Consider the following 17,727-nt stretch of genomic DNA (forward strand, 5'->3'; position numbering starts at 1 on the left):
ACTCATCCGAGTCGTACATTTGATCGAAGGCTGTAGTAGCATCACCACATGTCCACGGACGACGTGCCCCTGAGCAAGCGGCAACGGCAAATCTTCTCGATGATTCGCGAGTGGATCGACCAGCACGGCTATCCACCCACCATCCGCGAGATCGGGGCCGCGGTCGGGCTCGACTCGCCCTCGTCGGTGGCCCATCAGCTCAAGGTTCTGGAAGACCGCGGTTACATCCGGCGGGGCGCCCGTGGCTCCCGCGCGATCGATGTGCGCACCCCCGGCGAGCAGGGCAATGTTCCAGTCCCGGTGCTCGGCACGATTGCCGCCGGCACCCCGATCCTGGCCGACGAGCACATCGACGAAGAGATCACTCTCCCGTTGAGCCTGGTCGGCCACGGCACGCTGTTCGCCCTGAAGGTCAAGGGCGACTCGATGATCGAGGCCGCGATCTGTGACGGCGACACGGTCGTGGTGCGTCAGCAGCAGGTCGCCGACAACGGTGACATCGTCGCCGCCATGATCGAGGGCGAGGCCACGGTCAAGGTCTTCCGGCGCAACGGCGGCCACATCGAGCTCGTCCCGCGCAACGCCGCCTACGACATCATTCCCGGCGACGACGCCACGATCCTCGGCAAGGTCGTGACCGTGCTGCGTCGCATCTGACCCGGCACGAGAAATGCGCCCGGGCCGCATCAGCGCGATGCGGCCCGAGCACCCGGGGTGGTTCGTGGTGCGGATGCGAGGGCATGGACGGAACCCTCGACCCGCTGTCGACCTGGGTCGCGACGTCCGGGGAGTCGCGGTCACCGGGCACGGGGGAAGCCGCGACCGGAGCTGTTCACCGACCGGGCACGGTGGACGCCACGGTCAGAGGAACCGGCTTTCAGTGACGCTTGCCGTCGCGGTCCTTGTGGTCGCGATCCTTGTGGTCACGGTCCCTGTGGTCCCGGTCACGGTCCCGGCCACGGTCGTGGTCGTGGTCGCGGCCACGGTCGTTGTCGCGGTCGCGGAAGTCGTGACCGCCGCCGCGCCAGTTGCGCTCGACCTCGAGGGCGTACAGGCCGCGCTTGAAGCCGAAGCGGACCCGGTCGCAGTCGTAGTCCTCCCAGCGGTCGGCCCACTCGCCGATGCGGCCGGCCTTCTCACAGGCGCGCAGGGTGCGGAAGTAGCCGACGACGACGTCCCGGTCCCAGTGCTTCTGAACCTTGGTGGTGGTCGCGGGCTTGGCGGCCGGCGCGTCAGCGCTTCCCGCCGCGAGCGCCGGTCCGGCGCCGATCGTCGCGCCGGCCATCAGCCCCAGGCCCAGCATCGTGAACATCCGAGTTGCCTTGTTCATCTCTACCTCCAGGTGATTGCTGCCCTTACGCCACAGATCGTGGCATATCGGACGCAATGGACCATGCGAGGCTAGTACGTACTTTCGGCTGATCTTGACTGACCGTTTGTGCCCCCGGTCACAGCCGTGTCCTATTCGGCTAGCGCGGTGGCGAGGGCGGTGGCGAAGTCGGCGAGAACGTCGGCGTCCGGCGCGTGGTCGGGGTTGACCTCGGTGAGAACCAGAGCGGCGAATCGAGGATCGCGGGCGAACAGAGCCACGCTGGTCAACGCCTCGTGCAGGGACAGCCCGACGGGATCGCCGCCCGAGTCGGGTACGTCGGCGATCGGCATGTCGGCGAAGCGCAACACGTCCACGTCGAAATGCAGGACGAACGACGGGCCGGGAATCGCGGCCAGCGCCCGTACGGCCGCTTGATGAACATCGCGGTGAACGTCGGCCGCCGAGATCCGCGCGATGGAAAGCTCGGTCAGAAGTTCGCGCTCGTGGTCGTGGGCCTCGTCGGGCAGAGCGTCCCCATAGGACACGACACGGTCGGTGGTGAGCGGCGGCCCGACGGACGCGACCTCGATCAGACAACCGGGAAGTCGCAGCAGATGACCGACGCCCATCGCGTCGAGATTGCCGTTCGGCCGCGTCTCGGGCGTGAACAGATCGGGCCCACCGTCCATATAGAGCAGACCCGGCTCGTACGTGGCCCGGTCGAACCCGGCCATGACGCCGACCGTGATGCTGCAGTCCCCGCCGACGACCAGCGGCGTACGCCCGTCGGCCAGGATCGCCGCGACACCGGCGGCCACGTCCTCGGCGACGGCGGCGACCGCGGGCGCGTTCTGACCGTTGGGCCGGCCCGGATCGGGACGCCACCGGAAGCCCGGCACGTCGCCGCGGTCCTCGACGTCGAGACCCGCGGTCCGCAGGTTGCTGACCAGACCGGCGGCCCGCAGCGCGGCCGGCCCCTGCTCCAGGCCGGGCGTGTGCGCCCCCGCACTCGAGGGCGCGCCCAGCACCGACCATCGACGACTCATCGCTTCATCCTCGCAACAACGAGCCGTATCCGCAGGTCAGGAGTCGGAGCAAGCGGGCCGGCCGCGTCACGTCAGGACGCGGAGCGGCCCAGCCGTGTCAGGGTTCGGGGTAGCGGGCCAGGCGCAGGCGCCACTGGAAGACGGCCAGGGTGCCGCCGACGCAGATCAGCCACGTGACGCCCATGTGGGCCAGCCCTCGCCACACCAGGTCGAGGCTGCCGCCGTCGACCGCGTAGGTGCCGATCTCGCGCGCCGACCAGAACGGCATCAGCTTGGCCGTCAGCCCCGCCGGATCGGCCAGCATCTGCACCGCCACCACGCTGAGCAGGGCCAGCGCACCCTCCAGCTCGCGCGGCAGCAGCGCCCCGATCAGGCTGCCCAGCGGCGCCGCGACCAGCGCCGACACCAGCATCGTCAGGGCCGCCGCCCACAGGTGGAGCACGTCCTGGTCGATGGCTACCAGCGTCCAGTAGCCGAGCGCCAGCGCCACCCCGAGCCCGGTCATCGCCAGCAGCCGCCCGCCGATGATGCTGACCACCGACGCGCCGGTCAGCCGCAGACGCGGGTCGACACCGCGCGACGCGTTGACCACGAACAGGGTCAGCGTCGAGATCGCCCATCCGATGCCCAGCGTCAGCATGCGGATCGACTGGCCGGTCAGGTCGCGCCGCACCAGGTAGAACCAGAACGGCAACGCGATCACCAGGATCAGCGCCGCCCGCCTGCGCCCGACCTCACGGGTCGACAGGGAGGCCACCACCAGCGTTGTCATCGTTCCCCCAGATCGAGCACGTGGTCGACGTTCTGCAGGTCGTGCAGCAGGTGGGTCACGACCACGATCGCCCGCCCGGCGTCGCGCCAGGCGAAGACCTGCTGCCAGAAATCGAGGTACGCCCCCTGGTCGAACCCCTGGTAGGGCTCGTCGAGCAGGAGCAGGTCGGGCGCGTGCAGCTCGCCGAGCACGAGGTTGAGCTTCTGCCGCGTGCCGCCCGACATCTGTTGCGCCCGCTGCTTGCGCCCCGGCCGCCAGGCCAGTCGCGTCGCCAGGTGCACGCCCGTCGACCGCGCCCGCCCCGGCACCATGCCGGCCGCCGCGCCGAACAGCGTGAAGTGTTCCTCGGCGGTCAGCCACCCGGCCGTCCCACCGTCCTGCGGCACCAGCCCGACCCGCCGCACCCGCCTGACCTCGCCCGACGTCGGCCTGGTCAGCCCCGCGCAGATCCGCAGCAGGGTCGACTTCCCGCAGCCGTTCGCGCCGACGATCGCCGCGACCTCGCCCCCTCGTACGGTCAGATTGACGTCTTGGAAAACGGTCTGCCGGCGGTATTTCTTGCCCACCCCGGTGAGGCTGAGCAGCACCGGTCCGGCTTCAAACCGCGTACGGGTCGTTGCGGCCGCTGGTGCGTTGAGCTCGGCCATCAGGTGGCGGGCGTAGAGGTGTGCCGGCCCGAAGACGTCGCCCGGCGTCGCCGCGCTCTCCGCCGCCTGCTGAGACGTCTCGTCGGCGAGCCGCCGCGCCCGGCCGGGCTGCACCCCGAGCCGCAGCAGCTCCGCCTCGAACGCCGAGGGCCAGTCACTCATGAGGCACCGCGCTCAGCAACGAGTCAACACCGTCGCGGAACCGTCGCCAGTCCCCCGCCTGCTGCTCGAGCACGTCGAGCCCGGCTCCGGTGATCGCGTAATACTTCCGCCGCGGCCCCGACTCGGACGGCCCCCAGCTCGGCGTGGCCAGCCCCTGCTCCTCGAGCCGGAGCAGCGCCGGGTAGAGCGTGCCCCCGGGCACCTCGGCGACCCCGGCCGCCGCCAGCCGCTGCGACAGCCCGTAGCCGTAGTCGGCCCGCTCCCGCAGCATCGCCAGCAGGCACAAATCCAGGAACCCATGTAACCAAGGTCGTGGCGTCATGGCTAGGCAGACTACCTACTAACCAGAAAGACTAACTAGCAGGGTCGCCTGTTCTCCTGGAGATGAGACCTGTGGTGTGCGGGCGTTACTGGCGGCTGTCGGACCAGGCCTGCCAGAGAGTGGCGTAGAGGCCCGGCGTGGCTACCAGGTCGGGGTGAGCGCCCATCTGGACTATTCGGCCGTTTTCCAGGACTACCACTCGGTCGGCGGCTACGGCCTGGGTCAGGCGGTGAGCGACGATTACCGCGGTTCGGCCGGAGAGGGCTGTTGCGGCGGCTCGTTCCAGGATGCGGGCCCCGGCACTGCCGGCCTCCGCGGTTGCCTCGTCGAGGATCGCTACCGGCGGGTCGGCCAGCATCAGGCGGGCAAAAGCCACCTGCTGGGCCTGGGCCGCCGTCAAGGTGTGGCCGCCCTCGCCTACTTCCGTGTCCAGGCCTTCGGGCAGCTGGGTCACCCACCCGAGGGCGTCCACCGCCGTGAGGGCCGCACGCACCTCGTCATCCGTCGCGGACGGGCGGGCCAGGCGCAGGTCGTCGGCGAGGGGGCCGGCGAAGACGTGCACCTCCTGGGTGATCAGTACTGCCTCGCCGGCGGGCACGGTCACGGTTCCGGCGGTGGGCTCGTGGACTCCGGCGATCACCTTGGCCAGGCTCGTCTTCCCCGCGCCGGTCGCGCCGACCACGGCCACCCGTTCACCTCGGGCCACGGTCAGGTTGATCCCGCGCAGCACCGGTCGATCCGGGCGGTACGCGAAGTCGAGGTCGCGCACCTCGATGGCGGCCGGCCCGTCGACGACCGTGGCCGGCTCGTGCGCCGGCGGGTCGAGGTCGGCCACACCGACAAGGCGGTCCAGTCCCGAGGCTGCGGCCTGCGCGTCGTCGACCAGGGCCAAGGCCGTGTTCACGGGGTTGAACAGCCCGTGGAAGTACAGGGCGGCCGCGGTCGCCGTGCCGATCGTGATCGCGTCACCGCGTACGAGGAAGAAGCCTGTTGCGAGGACGGCGGCGAGCCCGGCGAATTCGGCGACGTGGAGCCGGGCGTAGAAGCGGGTCTGCAACGCGATGCCGCGCAGCAGCAGGTCGACGGCCTGCTGGGACCGGGCCGCTACCCGTCCACTGTGCTCTCCGGCGATGCGGAACGTGCGGATCGTCGGCGCGCCGTCGATCGTGGCCAGCAGGTGGTGCTGCTGGGCGGCCACCGCGACCCGCTGCTTGGCGTAGAGCGGGACCGCCCGCTTGGCGTACCACCGGACCGTGTAGATCTGCACGGGCACGGCTACCAGGGCCGCGACCAGGAACCGCCAGTCGAGCACGGCGAGCCCGCCGAGGGTCAGCACGATCGTCAGCAGCGCGCGCGTGAACTCGGGCAGTGCGGTGCGGGCCGCCTCCGCCACGACGGCCACGTCGTTCGTCACGCGCGAGGTGAGGTCGCCCGCGCCGGCCTGTTCGACCTGTTCGAGCGGGAGCCGCAGCGCCGACTCGACGAACCTCTCCCGCAGACGGGCGAGGGTGTCCTCGCCGACCTGGGCGAGCAGCGCGACGCCGAGCCCCGCGAGGGCCGCCTCGACGAGTGCGGCCGCCACCAGACCGACTCCGGCCAGCACGAACTCGCCCGTCGTGCCGCCCGAGGACGCGAGGTCGACGATGTGGCCGAGCAGCGGCGGCGCGGCCAGTCCGGCGATCGTGCCCGCGACGAGCAGCGCGAGCGCGCCGACGAGCCGGGCCCTTTGCGGTTTCAAAAAGACCAGGACAACGGCCCGCGTACGCCGCCCGGCCGCGATCGGAAGCATCGTCGTCATGCCAGCACGGTCTCCCGGTAGGTGTCGTCGCCCGCGGCCAGTTCGCCGTGGGTGCCGTCGGCGCGGACCGCGCCCTCGTGCAGCAGGATCACCCGGTCGGTGACCGCCAGCAGGGCCGGGCTGGTCGTGATCAGGATCGTGGTGCGGCCCGCGCGCAACTCCCGCACGCGCGAGGCGATGCGGGCCTCGGTCACGGCGTCGACGGCGGTGGTGGGGTCGTGCAGCACGAGCACCGGCGCGTCGGCGGCCAGCGCGCGGGCCAGGGCGATCCGTTGCCGCTGGCCGCCCGAGAGCGTGCGGGCGCCGTCGTCGAGCACCGCGTCGGCGCCGTCGGGCAGGGTGCGGGCCACCTCGTCGGCGTCGGCAGCGACCATCGCGGCCTCGACGATCTCCGACGAGGCCCGGTCGAGCGACACGGCCGAGCGGATCGTGCCGTCGAACAGGTCGGTGTGGTGCTCGACGGCCAGCAGTCCGGCGCGCAGCGAGCCCGGGTCAAGCGAGGCCAGCGCGGTGCCGTCGAGTTCGATGAGCCCGTCGTCGGGGTCGGCTGACCGGTCCAGCAACCGTACGATCTCGGCGGCCACGGCCGGGTCGGCGGCGACCACACCCACGAGTTCTCCGGGGGCGATCTTGACGGCCATATCCCGTACGCGGAGGTCGATCTGGCCTTTGAGCGAGGTGTCGAGGGTCGAGTCGCCACCGCTGACCGCGACCGGCGCGGAGAGCACGGCAGCGACCCGCCGGGCCGACGCACGGCCCTGGGCCAGGTCAGCACCCACCCAGCCGAAGGTGGACAGTGGACCGACCAGGAACTGCGCCAGCCCGACCGACGAGATCAACTGGCCCACGGTGATGCTGCCGCGGGCCGCCAGGATGCCGCCGACCACCGCGATCACGGCCAGGAAGAGCCCGCTGACGGTCAGGACCACACCCCGGTACGCCGCCTCGGTGCGCGCCGACCGCACGGTGGCCGCCAGCGCGCTGCGGCTGCGCAGCCGGTAACGCCCGACCGCGGCCTCCTCGGCCCGCAGTCCCTTGATCACCCGAAGCCCGGAGACCAGGTCGGCCGCGATGCCCGAGGCCTGCGCGCCGTGTTCCTGCTCGGTCTCGCTGCGCTCCTCCAAGGGCTTGCCGATCACCCGGGTCAGCCACATCAGCGGCGGCAGGCCCAGCAGCACGAGCAAGCCGAGCGGGATCGAGATGGACAACAGCAACACGGCCGTGAAGATGACCGCGACGACAGCGGCGGTGCCGTAGACGATCGCGACGGCGACCGCACCCACCCGGGCGGTGTCACTGGTCGCGATCGAGACCAGCGCACCGGGCAGCCGGCCCGTCTCGGCGCCGCCACGATCGTGCAGCACCCGGCGGGTCACGCGCAGGCGCAGGTCGTGGGCGGCCTGCTCGCCGGCCCGTTCAGCGGCGCGGGCGCCGTAGCGGAAGCTGTAGCTCAGCGCTATGTAGACCGCGCCGAGCACGCCGAGCCAGAAGACGAGATCGCCGGCACCGCCGTCGACCGCGTGGTCGATGATGACGCCGATGAGGAACGGGACGGACGCCTCGCCGGCCTGGTGACCGGTGGCGAGCAGCGCGCTGACGGTGATCAGCCGGCGCTGCTTGGTGAGCGCCTCCTTCACGCGCGGGCCGCCTCGGGCGTACGGACCCCGCGCCGGCGGTGACGGTCGGCCGGGACCACCATCGGGGTGGACGTCTCGGGGTCGTCGACGACTCGGCAGGGCATGGCGAACACGTCCTCGACAAGCTGGGCGGCCGAGGTCACCGCCGCGCCGAGGAAGGCGAACCAGACGTACCCGGTGGCCGTGGAGACGCCGACGAAGGCGATCGCGATGAAGACGGTGGACAGTCCGATGGTGCGGCTGCCGACCGCGATGCTCAGTGCGACCGCGATGGCCAGCACCACCAGGCCGGCGGCGAAACCGATCCAACGCCGTCTCACTGACCGGCGAGGTCTCGTGTCAGGTGGGGCCGTCAGCACGGCGGTGCCCTGGGTCAACGCGGACTCTCTTGCGTCAGTCGGAGTGTTTAGGTGAGGCTAACCTACACTTCCGCCGAGGTCGCCGTCCTGAGGGGCCTCACGTCCTGGCGAAAAGGATCAGTCCGTGCGGCTATCTCGTATCCGGCGGACCGCCCCGGCAGCTACCGCCCGGCGTACGGCCGCGACGATCAGCAGCGCCATGCCCACCAGCTGGAAGACGGTGAGCACGAGGCTGGAGGTCAGCATCGCCGCCGGGAAATCGGCGAGGCCCGGCAACCCCTCCTCGAACCTCGGCAGCTCGGGAGCCTCCAACAGAGCCGCCTCCGCCTCCCCCACGCCGTAGACCGCGACCAACGTCGCGAACCCGCCGATGGCCGGCTTCGCCGCCGCACCGAGCCGTTCGCGCCGGACGATCGCCGCGACCAACGCCGCCACGAGCACAATCGGATAGGCCAGGTACAGCAGGTCGGTCAGCATTGCGGCTCCCGCGCGAGGGCCGGTGCCCGATCGACGAGGATCGCCGCGACCAGCATCGCCAGCCCGGCCACGGTCGCCACCTCGACGGCCGTTGAGAAGATCACGCCCAACTCGACGTACGTCGACCAGTGCAGGGCGAAATCGCCGCCCTCGATCAGGTTCAGCTTGCAATGCCACCACGCCGCGTTGCCGATCAGCGCGATCGCCTGCAACACCAGCCCGCCGACGGCCATCCACGAGGCGCGGCGCCACCCGACCCAGGCGGCCCCGGCCAGCAGAACGAGCAGCAGGGGCAGGTCTCCCCACACCATTATCGTTCGCATCGCGAGCCTCCCGGCATCCTGATCAGACGATCATGATGCGGAGACGGCAACGGCATGTCCAGCGCATTCGGTTCGCCGAAGGCCTTGAGAGCTGCCGAGGTCCAGGTCTGCGCCGGGAAGCTCAGTGCAGGCATCCGGTTCGCGTGGCCGGGCTCAGGCTTGATGCGCGGCCGCCATTGCCATTCCGACAACACTGAGCTCCCCTTCGGAAACCTCGCGTCATCGCCCCGCAACGCAGAGTCCCAGCAGGTGGCACCAGTGTCAAGCGATCGCTCTCGATGGATTGCAGCTCGAGACCCACTCCGAGTGAACTTAACACTTAACTTAACACTCCTCTTGCAGGGTGTTAAGTTGAGTGCTGAGATGGTGTCATGTCGGCCGAGAACATCACCGAAATGCTGGCCACTCTCCGCCGGATCGGTGGGGAGCCGACGCGGGTTGAAGCAAAGCGGGCAGCCGGCGGTCTGCCGAAGTCCCTCCGAGAGACGCTCTCAGCGTTCGCCAACACAGACGGCGGAACGATCCTGCTCGGAGTCGACGAACAGAGCGGGTTCAGCCTGATCGAATTGGCCGATCCCGTCACCCTTCGCGATGGCCTGGTCCGCATGTCGCGAGACGACATCACGCCGCCTCTCCAGATCAGCACCGAGATCGTCGAGGTCGACGGCCTCCGATTGGTTACCGCCGAGGTTCCGCCCTCAACCGCGGACCAACGCCCCGTCTACGTCACCGCCCAGGGCATAGCCGGCGGCACCTACCTGCGCGGCGGGGACGGCGACCGCCACATGACCGAAGCAGAAATCGCGCTCGTGATGACCTCGAGGGTGCAACCTCTGTACGACCGCGAATCGATCATAGGAACATCGGTGGACGACCTGGACGACGAGGCGGTACGCCGGACCCTGCGACGAGTGCGCCTTGGCTACCCCAAGCTGGCGCAGGCCGACGACCTCACTGTCTGTTATCGGCTGGGAATCACGGCGAGGCAGGAACCCGGATCTCCGTTGACCCTGGCTGGACTGCTCACATACGGGCAGTTTCCGCAACAGCTCTTTCCTCAGCTGATGGTCTCTGTGATCGTGCACAGTCCAGATCCGTCATCCGGCACAAGATTCCTCGACAACCAAACGGTACGAGGATCGATCCCCGAGATGATCGAGACCACCCTGTCGATAATCCACCGCAACCTTGCGGTCCGCGCTGTCATCAGCGATCGGGGCGGACGAGTGGACGAGGTCGAATATCCGCTCGAGGCCGTTCGAGAGGCGCTCGTCAACTCTTTGCTGCACCGCGACTACAGCCCTGTCACGAGAGGCACGCAGGTTCAGATCGAGCTCTTCCCCGACCGCCTCGTGGTTCGCAGCCCGGGTGGCCTGTATGGCGGGGTCGTCGTTGACGAACTAGGCGAAGAGGGAATTTCTTCGTCCCGCAACGCTGTGCTGGCAAGCCTTCTGTCGGACACATATCTCCCGTCAGGGAACGAACTCGTGGCCGAGAATCGATCATCGGGCATTCCCGCGATGCTGGCCGTAGCACGTCAACGTGGTCTGCCCAGACCGAACTTCCGCAGCTCGATCGCCAGTTTTGTGGTCACCATGTCGCGTTCGGAGCTTCTTAATCCTGAGGTCCGCAAGTGGATCGCGGGTCTGCACGCTCATCTCCCGACGCCCGCGCACCAGATCGCGCTCGCAATGCTCCGTGAGAACTACCTCACCAACGAGATGCTGCGCCAATGGGGCGTGGACCGCATCGCCGCCGGCCAAGTCCTGAGAGATCTGGTCGACCAGGGATTGGCGGTCAAGGAAGGTGGACGGCGCTACGCCCGCTACATTCTCGATCCGTCGGTAACCGGCAGACAGGCAGAGCCTGACCTCTTCTCGGCGTTCGTCGCCGACCAACGACCGACGGTCGGCGAAGCGTTGAGAAGCAGCGGAGAGGCGACCGCCGCTGAACTCATGGAGCTCACCGGACAGTCGCGTACCGCGGTCGTCAAGCACCTGAACAAACTGATGACGGCGGGTGACGTCGACGCCGTCGGAATCGCGCGGAGCCCCAACCGCCGCTACCGCTGGGTCGGGCCCAGCCCGTCGGAGGCCGGATGACAGTCAGTCTTTGAGGAGCTGCCGCGCCATGACGATGCGCTGGACCTGGTTGGTGCCCTCGTAGATCTGGGTGGTCTACGACGACACCCTCTCCGAACTGGTAAAACTCGGTTTCCGGAGACCTCGGCCAGGATCTGGCCAGGATGCCCGGAACCCTTCGGCAGCCTCAACGTAGGTCAACCCGCCAAGGCCATCGAAGTCTAACTATCAAAGATCAAACCAACGACGACCGGCAACAACCACTACAACCCGCCGACCACGAGGCACCACGCCCTGGTGTTCTCTCGATCGGTCCCGCTGATGGGCGCATGTCGACGTGGACCGCCCCGCGCAGCACCGGACGCGCTCCGAACAGAGTCTGTTCACGCCGAGTCCTGAGATCCGTGTGGCCAGCCGGGCGCAGGGGGCGAAGAACCAGTTTTTCTCGAATCGGTCGGTCTCGGACCGGCTGAGCACGTTCGCCAAGGTCGAGATGGTGGGGCCGCTGGTCGGGTGGGTCATCCGGTGGCCCGCCTTCCGGGAAAGTCCGCCGCGCCGGGATGATGGCGTCTGCAGTCGGGACCAAGCCCGCGGGCCATCTACCCAGTCCCTGCGTAGCCAGCCTTGAACGCCTCCCCAGGAGACCACATCCCACTGAAAGTCACTCAGCGTAGCGACATTCGATTCACGTTCCCGCGGCAGCCGCTCGCTCCACATAAGTGCAGGTCAGCACCATTGTCGTCACGCAGGCGAAACGGTAGACCGATCCGCGCATTCCGATTCATCAGTAGATGCGGCCAGGGTTTGGCCAGAACGCCATGCCACGGAAGCCCTTGCCGTACTGCGGCGGATGGGCGGAGAACCGACACGGATCGAAGTCAAGCGCGCCGTCGGCGGGATGCCGAAGTCCGTCCGGGAGACGCTTTCCGCATTCTCGAACACGGACGGCGGGACGATACTGCTCGGCGTCGACGAGGCGAGCGGCTTCGGCCTTGTGGAGCTGACGGACCCTCCGGCGCTCCGCGACGCGCTGATGCAGATGTCATGGGATGACATCACGCCACCTCGCAACCCCTGGCAACGGCAGAATTCGCCCCCCGTACGGCATCGAATTCGAATCTAGGCGTTGGTTCCTTCCACGATGGAGTCCGGTTCGCCGGGGGAATCGACGGTGACGACGCGGTTGCGTCCGGCGCGTTTGGCTTGGTAGAGGGCGGCGTCGGCGTTGGCGAGGTGCGTTTCGACGTCGGCCTGTTCGGCGGTGAGGAAGGCGACGCCGATGCTGATGGTGACGGTGAGTGGGCCGGCGTCGGTGTCGATGGGCTCGTCGGCGATGGCGACGCGCAGCCGCTCGGCCAGAACCTGCGCGCCGTCGAGGCGGGTGTCCGGGAGGATCAGTGCGAACTCTTCCCCGCCGTAGCGGCCGAGTAGGTCGGTCGTGCGCGCGGTGTGGGCCAGGCGCCGGGCCACCGCGGTGATGACCTGGTCGCCGGCGTGATGGCCGTGGACGTCGTTCACCTGTTTGAAGTGGTCGATGTCGATCATCACGGCGGCGAGCGGGCTGTGTTGGCGACGGGCCACGGCGATCGCGTGCAGGGCGTTGGTGAAGAATTGCCGGCGGTTGGACAGCCCGGTGAGGGCGTCGGTGGTGGCCATCCGCTCGGTCTGGGTGAACAGCCGGGCGTTCTGGTATGCGGTCATGCCGTGGCTGGCCAGAACTCCCGCGATGTCGCGCTGGGCGGGACCGTAGCCGGTGGGCTGGTCGGTGGCGAGCACAATAACGCCGACGGCGGTGTCCGCCAGCCGGAGCGGGATCGCCATCCAGTTCTGGTCGGCCGAGCCGAACGTGGGTGGTGGAGTGGTTCCGGGGTCGCCGATCAGCGGCTCGACGGCCGCGAGGAGTTGGTGCAGCGCGGGATCGGCGTCGGCCGCCGACGGCGCTTGGGTCGAGTCCTCGTGATCGGTTCCGACGTAGACGTGGATCTTGTCGGTGTCCAGGACAGCCAGCCAGGACCGGTCGGCGGACAGGACCCGGGCGGCGGTGCCGTGTAGCCGGCGCAGCACGTCGGCGGGGTCGAGGGTGGTGGACAGCTCGGACATGGCCACCCGGAGTGTCTCGGCGAGGTCGCGTTCACGCCGGACGGACTCGGCCGAAACGGCGAGTTGGGCGGCGCGGGCGGTTTCCAGCGCGGCCGCGACATGGGTGGTCAGCGCGGCGAGCACCCCGACGTCGGCGGCGGTGAACATGCCCTTCGCAACACGGCTGTCGAGGTAGACGACGCCGAGGAGCTGGCCGCCGAACTGCAGCGGTGCCACCAGGATGCTGCGTAGCCCGTGAGCGACAACGCTCTGCGAGCCGAGGGCGGCGCCCTCGTCGGTGCCGGTCACGACCAGGGCCTCGCGGGTCTGGCGGACGCGTTCGACGAGGGTGGATCCATAGTCGGTCAGTTCGGTGAGGTCGTTGTCGGCGGTGTCCCGGCCGAGGTGGGGTGTCAGGCGACCGTCGGCCGCGGTGAGGAACATGAACGCCCGTTCGGCCGACAGCAGCCGGACTATCTCGTCCAGGGCGACTCGGGTGAGTTGACTGGGGTCGAGGATGCCCGACGCCGCGTTGGTCATCTGTTCCAGCGCCGTCATCAGTTGCCGGTGCGTCGCCACGGACGTGGTGCTGCTGAGACGATCCGTCCCGCCACTGAGCTGGGTGCCGGTTGTGCGCAGGTCGGGGAATTCCGTACGAATCCATTGTGCACGGTGCGGCCAGCCGTGTGTCTCGGCCAGGACGAGTGCGCCGGCGGCCGCGACGGTGGCATCGGCGGGCCGGTCCAGGGCGGTCAGGGCCCGCGCCCGCAGCCGGGCGGTCTCGAAGCTGACCGCGGGCGCGTGCACGCCACCCGATCGGTGCTCGGCCTTCGCCAGGATGGCCAGGGCGCCTCGATGGTCACCGCGCAGATGGTGCAGGAACGCCTTGGCGACGCGGTAGTGCGCCCTGCTTATCGGGCCGGGTGCCTTACCGAGTTGTCGTACGGCGCCGCCAGCGGCTTCGAGCGTGCTGGCGCGACGCTCGGGTGCGGCGCGGCGGCATTGGTCGAGCCGGCCGTACGCAAGGATCGGGTAGATCGTCACCTGTGACGGCACCAGCGTCCGCGGGTTGACCCGCATCGCTGCGAAGTCGGCGGCGACCCGGTCGAACGTCGCGCCGACGTCCTGCTGCTCGACGGCCGCGGTCGCCTGCGTCAGCAGCGTGATCAGCCGGCGGGCCGGCTCGCGGGGTACGGACGGTTGGGTTTCGATCCGGCGCAGCATCGTGTCAGCCTCGGCGATCTGGCCCAGCGCGGACGCGATGGCGATGCCGCACAGCGTCAGCTCATGATCGGCCAGCTCGGCAGTGGCCAACCGGGCAGCGGTTCGGTCGCGCAACACCTGAGCGTCCCGTGCGTATCCCGCACCGATCAGCTGCCAGATGCCGTAAACGGCCACGCTGGTGAAATCGTATGACGCGATCAGGCTGGCGCGGTCGGTGATCCGAGTGGTGAACGTGCGAAGGTCACCGGTGTTGAGCACCTCGATGGACCGCCGCATCCACGCCACATTAGCTGCAAACGCTGGGTCGCTGAGCATCGCTGCGGCCATCTCAGCACGGCGGTACGCCGCGTTCGACGGCAGGCCGACGCCTCTTGAGATCGCACCGACCACGGACCACGTACGAACATATGTTCCGCAGGGTCTCAACCGGCTCGCCGGATACAACGCGCGCAGGTTCAACGCGACGGAACCTAGCGTGTCCAGCGTGATCAGGCAATTGATCGACAGCTCGATGAACAGGGTGGCCTTCAGCTCGTACCGGGCGTGCCGGGCGGCGTCTCGGGTCCGCAGACCGAGGCGCTCCACGACCAGGCCGGCGCAGAACCAGACCAGCGACGAGACGATCAGGATCAGCCCGTGCGGGGGCGGCCGCCAACCCATCTCGGCAAATGCCCGAAGGACCGTGACCCGGGCCGCCCCGAAGTCGCCGGCGCCGAAGTACACATTGTAAATGTGCTCGAGGACGCGGGCCCGGCCAACAGGATCGGTCCTGGCTGCCAAGGCCCGGTCCAGCGCGCCGAGCGCGGCGGTGAACTGACCGGCCCGGGAGTGCGCCGTGCCGAGCAGTTCGTCGACCTCGCCGCGACGGGCCCCCAGCGCCTGATCGGCCAGGTGGCTGGCCTGTTCGAGCAGCGTGGCCGCCTCAGCGGGCGCGGCATCGGCCAGCGCCTGCCGCCCGGCCGCCAGCAACGCCGGGAAAGCTCGTGCCGGGGAGCGGTCGGCCTCGCCGTGCAACCAGTGGCGGCCCAGGGCGTAGATGTGTGCCGGGTCGGTGCAGTCCATGTCATGCAGGACCTCGGCGATGCGTTGGTGCAGCCGGCGGCGGGCCGGCTCGTCCAGCGTATCCAGCAGTGCGTGGCGGATGCCGTCATGGACGAACCGCGGCGCACCGTCGCGGTACTCCACCACCATCCCGGCCGCCGCCTGATCGAGCAGTTCCGAGGCCTCGCCCGCCTCCAGGTCGCTGACCTTGGCCGCCAGCTCGCCGTCGAAAAGCAGCCCGATCGCCGCGCCCACGGTCAACAGATCACGGCACCGCGGCCCCAGTCCGTCGACCCGCCGCAGAATCAGCTCGAACACGTCCTCCGGCAGGGCCAGGGCGTCCAGCCCCGCCAGGTCGAGCTGGACGGTGCCCCAATACGGCACCAGCAGGCCCGCGTCGACGACCGCGCGAACGTACTCCTGAACCTCGAACGGGCTCGCCCCGCAGCCCGCGGCCAGCCGTTCGGTCGACTTGGCGTCGACCGCCAGACCGCGGGCCGACGCGGCGACCAACGAGAGCACCGACTCGGCGCTCAACGCCGGCAACGTCAGGACGCAGTCGGCCGTGGGCCCGATCGCGTCCGCCGCCTCATGCCCGGTGAGCACCACCAACAGCGGAGCGTCGGTCAGCTCCGGGGCCAACAGCCGCAGCACGGCCCGGCTCGCCTCATCAGCCCGTGGTACGTCGTCCAGACACACCAACGCCCCGCCATTGATCCGCGCCAGCTCGGCGAGGAAGGCGGCCGTCGCGCGGGTGAGAGCGTCCGGATCGGCCGTACTGTCGGCCGTACTGGACGGTTCGGGGGCGCCGCTGGTCAGCACCTCGGCCAACGCCGGGCTGAGCCGGCACAGCAACGCCGCGGCCGCGCCGCCCGCCTCGCGGATCTGCCCGATCGCAGCGTCCCGGGCCTCCGGCGGGAGCCGGCGCAGCCGCGAAAGGTGGTACTCGACCCCCGCCCGGATCGCCGACATCGGCCCGGCGTCGCCGTCACAGGCGGCCCGCAACACCGGCACCGCCTGCCGCTCGACCACCGCGACCAACTCCTGCACCAGCCGCGTCTTGCCGGCCCCCGATCCGCCGTAGACCGCCGCCACGCCGCCGCGCCCGCCACGGGCCCGTTGCCAGCGCTCCTCCAGCCGTGCCCGCTCGGCGTCGCGGCCGATCAGCGGGACCAGGCCGACCTGATCGGCGGCGTCGGCCGGCGCTCGGCCGGGCATCGACGGGTCGACCGTCAACGCCCGCAGGTCGGCGACGAGCGACATGCTCGTCTGGTAGCGGTCGTCCGGATCTTTGGCCAGCAATCTGGCCACGGCCTCGGCCAGCGGCTCGGGCACCTCGGGGTCAAGCGTGTCGAGCCGGGGCGCCGGTGTTGCGACGTGCATCCGCAGCAGCTCGGCGACGTCGTCGGTGACGAACGGCGGCCGGCCGGCCAGTGCTTCGAACAAGGCCACGCCGAGCGAATAGAGGTCCGACCGCGCGTCCACCGGGCGCTTGATCATCCCGGACTGCTCCGGCGCGCAGTACAGCAGCGTTCCCATGACCAGATCGGCCTGATGGCCGCCGGCCTGGGCCGCGGCGCCAAAATCGATCAACCGGACCCGCCCGCCGGGCTCGATGATGATGTTGTCCGGCTTGACATCGCGATGCACCAGGCCCGCCGCGTGCACCGCGGCGAGTGTCTCACCGATCTGAACGCCTACCTCGATCACCAGCTCGATCGCCGCCCGCCCGCCGGCCAGCATCGCGGACAGCGACCGGCCCTCGACCAGGTCCATGATCATGTAGGACCGGTCCCCGGCCTGTCCGACCTCGTGGACCTGCGGCAGCCCGGCATGACCGACCCAGGCCAGCAACGCCGCCTCACGCCGCAAGGCCACCAACGACAGGCCCTCGTCATCGACCGGATCGGTGAACACCTTCATGGCCCAGTCGCGACCACCGCGGCGTACCCGGTACACCACACCGTGGGCACCACGGCCCACTTCCCCCACTATCGTCACACCGGCCGGCAGCGCCAGGTCGGCGGGCACGCCGGACGGCCCCACCGACGTCCCACGACGCTCCGATGACTGCGTCACACCAACATCATCGGCCGCGAGGCAGCACCGATGAGCAAAACGCCGACCCAACCGGCCTGGGCCGGAGGTGATCGAGGGCAACGCAACGGCCCATTCATCGGTAGAGGCGGCCAGGATTTGGCCAGAACGCTAACCGAAAGTATCCACAGAGGATCGAGCGCATCGGCATGAGAGCCACCCACCAGCGAGCAGCGGCCCCTCGCCTCTGAACTGGGAAAACTCCCCTCCAAACGCGCACGCGATCCGCTCGCCAGCGCCGATCCCGCCAAGCCCGGAGCACACATTCGTGAATCGCAGGATTCAATGGGCACTCGTAGATAGCAAAACGGGGCTGACTACTTGCAGTCAACCCCGCTCTTACCTGCGAA

The 17,727-nt window shown here is 69.5% G+C and carries 14 protein-coding genes; 3 read left to right on the forward strand and 11 right to left on the reverse strand.

Annotation, left to right across the window (positions count from 1 at the left end):
• The first annotated feature begins 48 nt into the window (after window positions 1–48).
• Complete coding sequence (gene lexA, locus EER30_RS07340; protein ID WP_127499598.1) at window positions 49–657, forward strand: transcriptional repressor LexA; 609 nt, start codon at window positions 49–51, stop codon at window positions 655–657.
• 220 nt (window positions 658–877) lie between these two features.
• On the opposite strand, the gene EER30_RS46940 is transcribed toward lexA, so the two are convergent.
• From EER30_RS46940 to EER30_RS07390, 10 genes are all read right to left on the reverse strand, one after another.
• Window positions 878–1,330: a hypothetical protein gene (locus EER30_RS46940; RefSeq protein WP_164842252.1), complete on the reverse strand. Its 453-nt coding sequence runs from the start codon at window positions 1,328–1,330 to the stop codon at window positions 878–880.
• Window positions 1,331–1,461: 131 nt separating this feature from the next.
• Window positions 1,462–2,358, reverse strand: a complete 897-nt coding sequence (locus EER30_RS07350; RefSeq protein WP_127499599.1) for an arginase family protein — start codon at window positions 2,356–2,358, stop codon at window positions 1,462–1,464.
• A 97-nt stretch (window positions 2,359–2,455) separates the two neighbouring features.
• Window positions 2,456–3,130 carry a hypothetical protein gene (locus EER30_RS07355; protein ID WP_127499600.1) on the reverse strand — a complete coding sequence of 225 codons (675 nt, stop codon included), beginning with the start codon at window positions 3,128–3,130 and terminating at the stop codon, window positions 2,456–2,458.
• Window positions 3,127–3,939, reverse strand: a complete 813-nt coding sequence (locus tag EER30_RS07360) for an ATP-binding cassette domain-containing protein (protein WP_127499601.1) — start codon at window positions 3,937–3,939, stop codon at window positions 3,127–3,129. The genes EER30_RS07355 and EER30_RS07360 overlap by 4 nt, the downstream gene beginning before the upstream one ends.
• A complete protein-coding gene (locus EER30_RS07365) occupies window positions 3,932–4,261 on the reverse strand; it encodes a PadR family transcriptional regulator (RefSeq protein ID WP_127499602.1) in 330 nt (109 codons plus the stop codon). The genes EER30_RS07360 and EER30_RS07365 overlap by 8 nt, the downstream gene beginning before the upstream one ends.
• An 85-nt stretch (window positions 4,262–4,346) precedes the next feature.
• Complete coding sequence (locus EER30_RS07370) at window positions 4,347–6,059, reverse strand: ABC transporter ATP-binding protein (protein ID WP_127499603.1); 1,713 nt, start codon at window positions 6,057–6,059, stop codon at window positions 4,347–4,349.
• Window positions 6,056–7,696 carry an ABC transporter ATP-binding protein gene (locus EER30_RS07375; protein ID WP_127499604.1) on the reverse strand — a complete coding sequence of 547 codons (1,641 nt, stop codon included), beginning with the start codon at window positions 7,694–7,696 and terminating at the stop codon, window positions 6,056–6,058. The genes EER30_RS07370 and EER30_RS07375 overlap by 4 nt, the downstream gene beginning before the upstream one ends.
• Window positions 7,693–8,016 (reverse strand): hypothetical protein, encoded by a 324-nt coding sequence (locus EER30_RS47865; RefSeq protein WP_205650180.1) that lies wholly within the window; start codon window positions 8,014–8,016, stop codon window positions 7,693–7,695. The genes EER30_RS07375 and EER30_RS47865 overlap by 4 nt, the downstream gene beginning before the upstream one ends.
• 156 nt (window positions 8,017–8,172) lie before the next feature.
• Window positions 8,173–8,532: a hypothetical protein gene (locus tag EER30_RS07385; RefSeq protein WP_127499605.1), complete on the reverse strand. Its 360-nt coding sequence runs from the start codon at window positions 8,530–8,532 to the stop codon at window positions 8,173–8,175.
• Window positions 8,526–8,855, reverse strand: coding sequence for a hypothetical protein (locus EER30_RS07390; protein WP_127499606.1), 330 nt, complete (start codon window positions 8,853–8,855; stop codon window positions 8,526–8,528). The genes EER30_RS07385 and EER30_RS07390 overlap by 7 nt, the downstream gene beginning before the upstream one ends.
• A 371-nt stretch (window positions 8,856–9,226) precedes the next feature.
• Here EER30_RS07390 and EER30_RS07395 point away from each other — a divergent pair, with 371 nt between their 5' ends.
• The gene (locus EER30_RS07395) at window positions 9,227–10,957 is read left to right on the forward strand and encodes an ATP-binding protein (protein WP_127499607.1); all 1,731 of its coding nucleotides are present in this window, start codon (window positions 9,227–9,229) and stop codon (window positions 10,955–10,957) included.
• Between the two features lie 829 nt (window positions 10,958–11,786).
• Window positions 11,787–12,059: an AlbA family DNA-binding domain-containing protein gene (locus tag EER30_RS07400; RefSeq protein ID WP_127499608.1), complete on the forward strand. Its 273-nt coding sequence runs from the start codon at window positions 11,787–11,789 to the stop codon at window positions 12,057–12,059.
• Here the strand turns inward: EER30_RS07400 and EER30_RS07405 are convergent.
• The gene (locus EER30_RS07405) at window positions 12,056–17,359 is read right to left on the reverse strand and encodes a diguanylate cyclase (protein ID WP_127499609.1); all 5,304 of its coding nucleotides are present in this window, start codon (window positions 17,357–17,359) and stop codon (window positions 12,056–12,058) included. The genes EER30_RS07400 and EER30_RS07405 overlap by 4 nt on opposite strands.
• Window positions 17,360–17,727 lie beyond the last annotated feature (368 nt).

It is taken from the genome of Actinoplanes solisilvae, assembly GCF_003999975.1.
Classification (GTDB): Bacteria; Actinomycetota; Actinomycetes; order Mycobacteriales; family Micromonosporaceae; genus Actinoplanes; species Actinoplanes solisilvae.

What these genes read in the sequence shown, in the direction of transcription:
- lexA (WP_127499598.1), top strand. Translation starts at nt 49, where the DNA reads ATGTCCACGGACGACGTGCCCCTGAGCAAGCGGCAACGGCAAATCTTC.
- EER30_RS46940 (WP_164842252.1), bottom strand. Translation starts at nt 1,330, where the DNA reads ATGAACAAGGCAACTCGGATGTTCACGATGCTGGGCCTGGGGCTGATG.
- EER30_RS07350 (WP_127499599.1), bottom strand. Translation starts at nt 2,358, where the DNA reads ATGAGTCGTCGATGGTCGGTGCTGGGCGCGCCCTCGAGTGCGGGGGCG.
- EER30_RS07355 (WP_127499600.1), bottom strand. Translation starts at nt 3,130, where the DNA reads ATGACAACGCTGGTGGTGGCCTCCCTGTCGACCCGTGAGGTCGGGCGC.
- EER30_RS07360 (WP_127499601.1), bottom strand. Translation starts at nt 3,939, where the DNA reads ATGAGTGACTGGCCCTCGGCGTTCGAGGCGGAGCTGCTGCGGCTCGGG.
- EER30_RS07365 (WP_127499602.1), bottom strand. Translation starts at nt 4,261, where the DNA reads ATGACGCCACGACCTTGGTTACATGGGTTCCTGGATTTGTGCCTGCTG.
- EER30_RS07370 (WP_127499603.1), bottom strand. Translation starts at nt 6,059, where the DNA reads ATGACGACGATGCTTCCGATCGCGGCCGGGCGGCGTACGCGGGCCGTT.
- EER30_RS07385 (WP_127499605.1), bottom strand. Translation starts at nt 8,532, where the DNA reads ATGCTGACCGACCTGCTGTACCTGGCCTATCCGATTGTGCTCGTGGCG.
- EER30_RS07390 (WP_127499606.1), bottom strand. Translation starts at nt 8,855, where the DNA reads ATGCGAACGATAATGGTGTGGGGAGACCTGCCCCTGCTGCTCGTTCTG.
- EER30_RS07395 (WP_127499607.1), top strand. Translation starts at nt 9,227, where the DNA reads ATGTCGGCCGAGAACATCACCGAAATGCTGGCCACTCTCCGCCGGATC.
- EER30_RS07400 (WP_127499608.1), top strand. Translation starts at nt 11,787, where the DNA reads ATGGGCGGAGAACCGACACGGATCGAAGTCAAGCGCGCCGTCGGCGGG.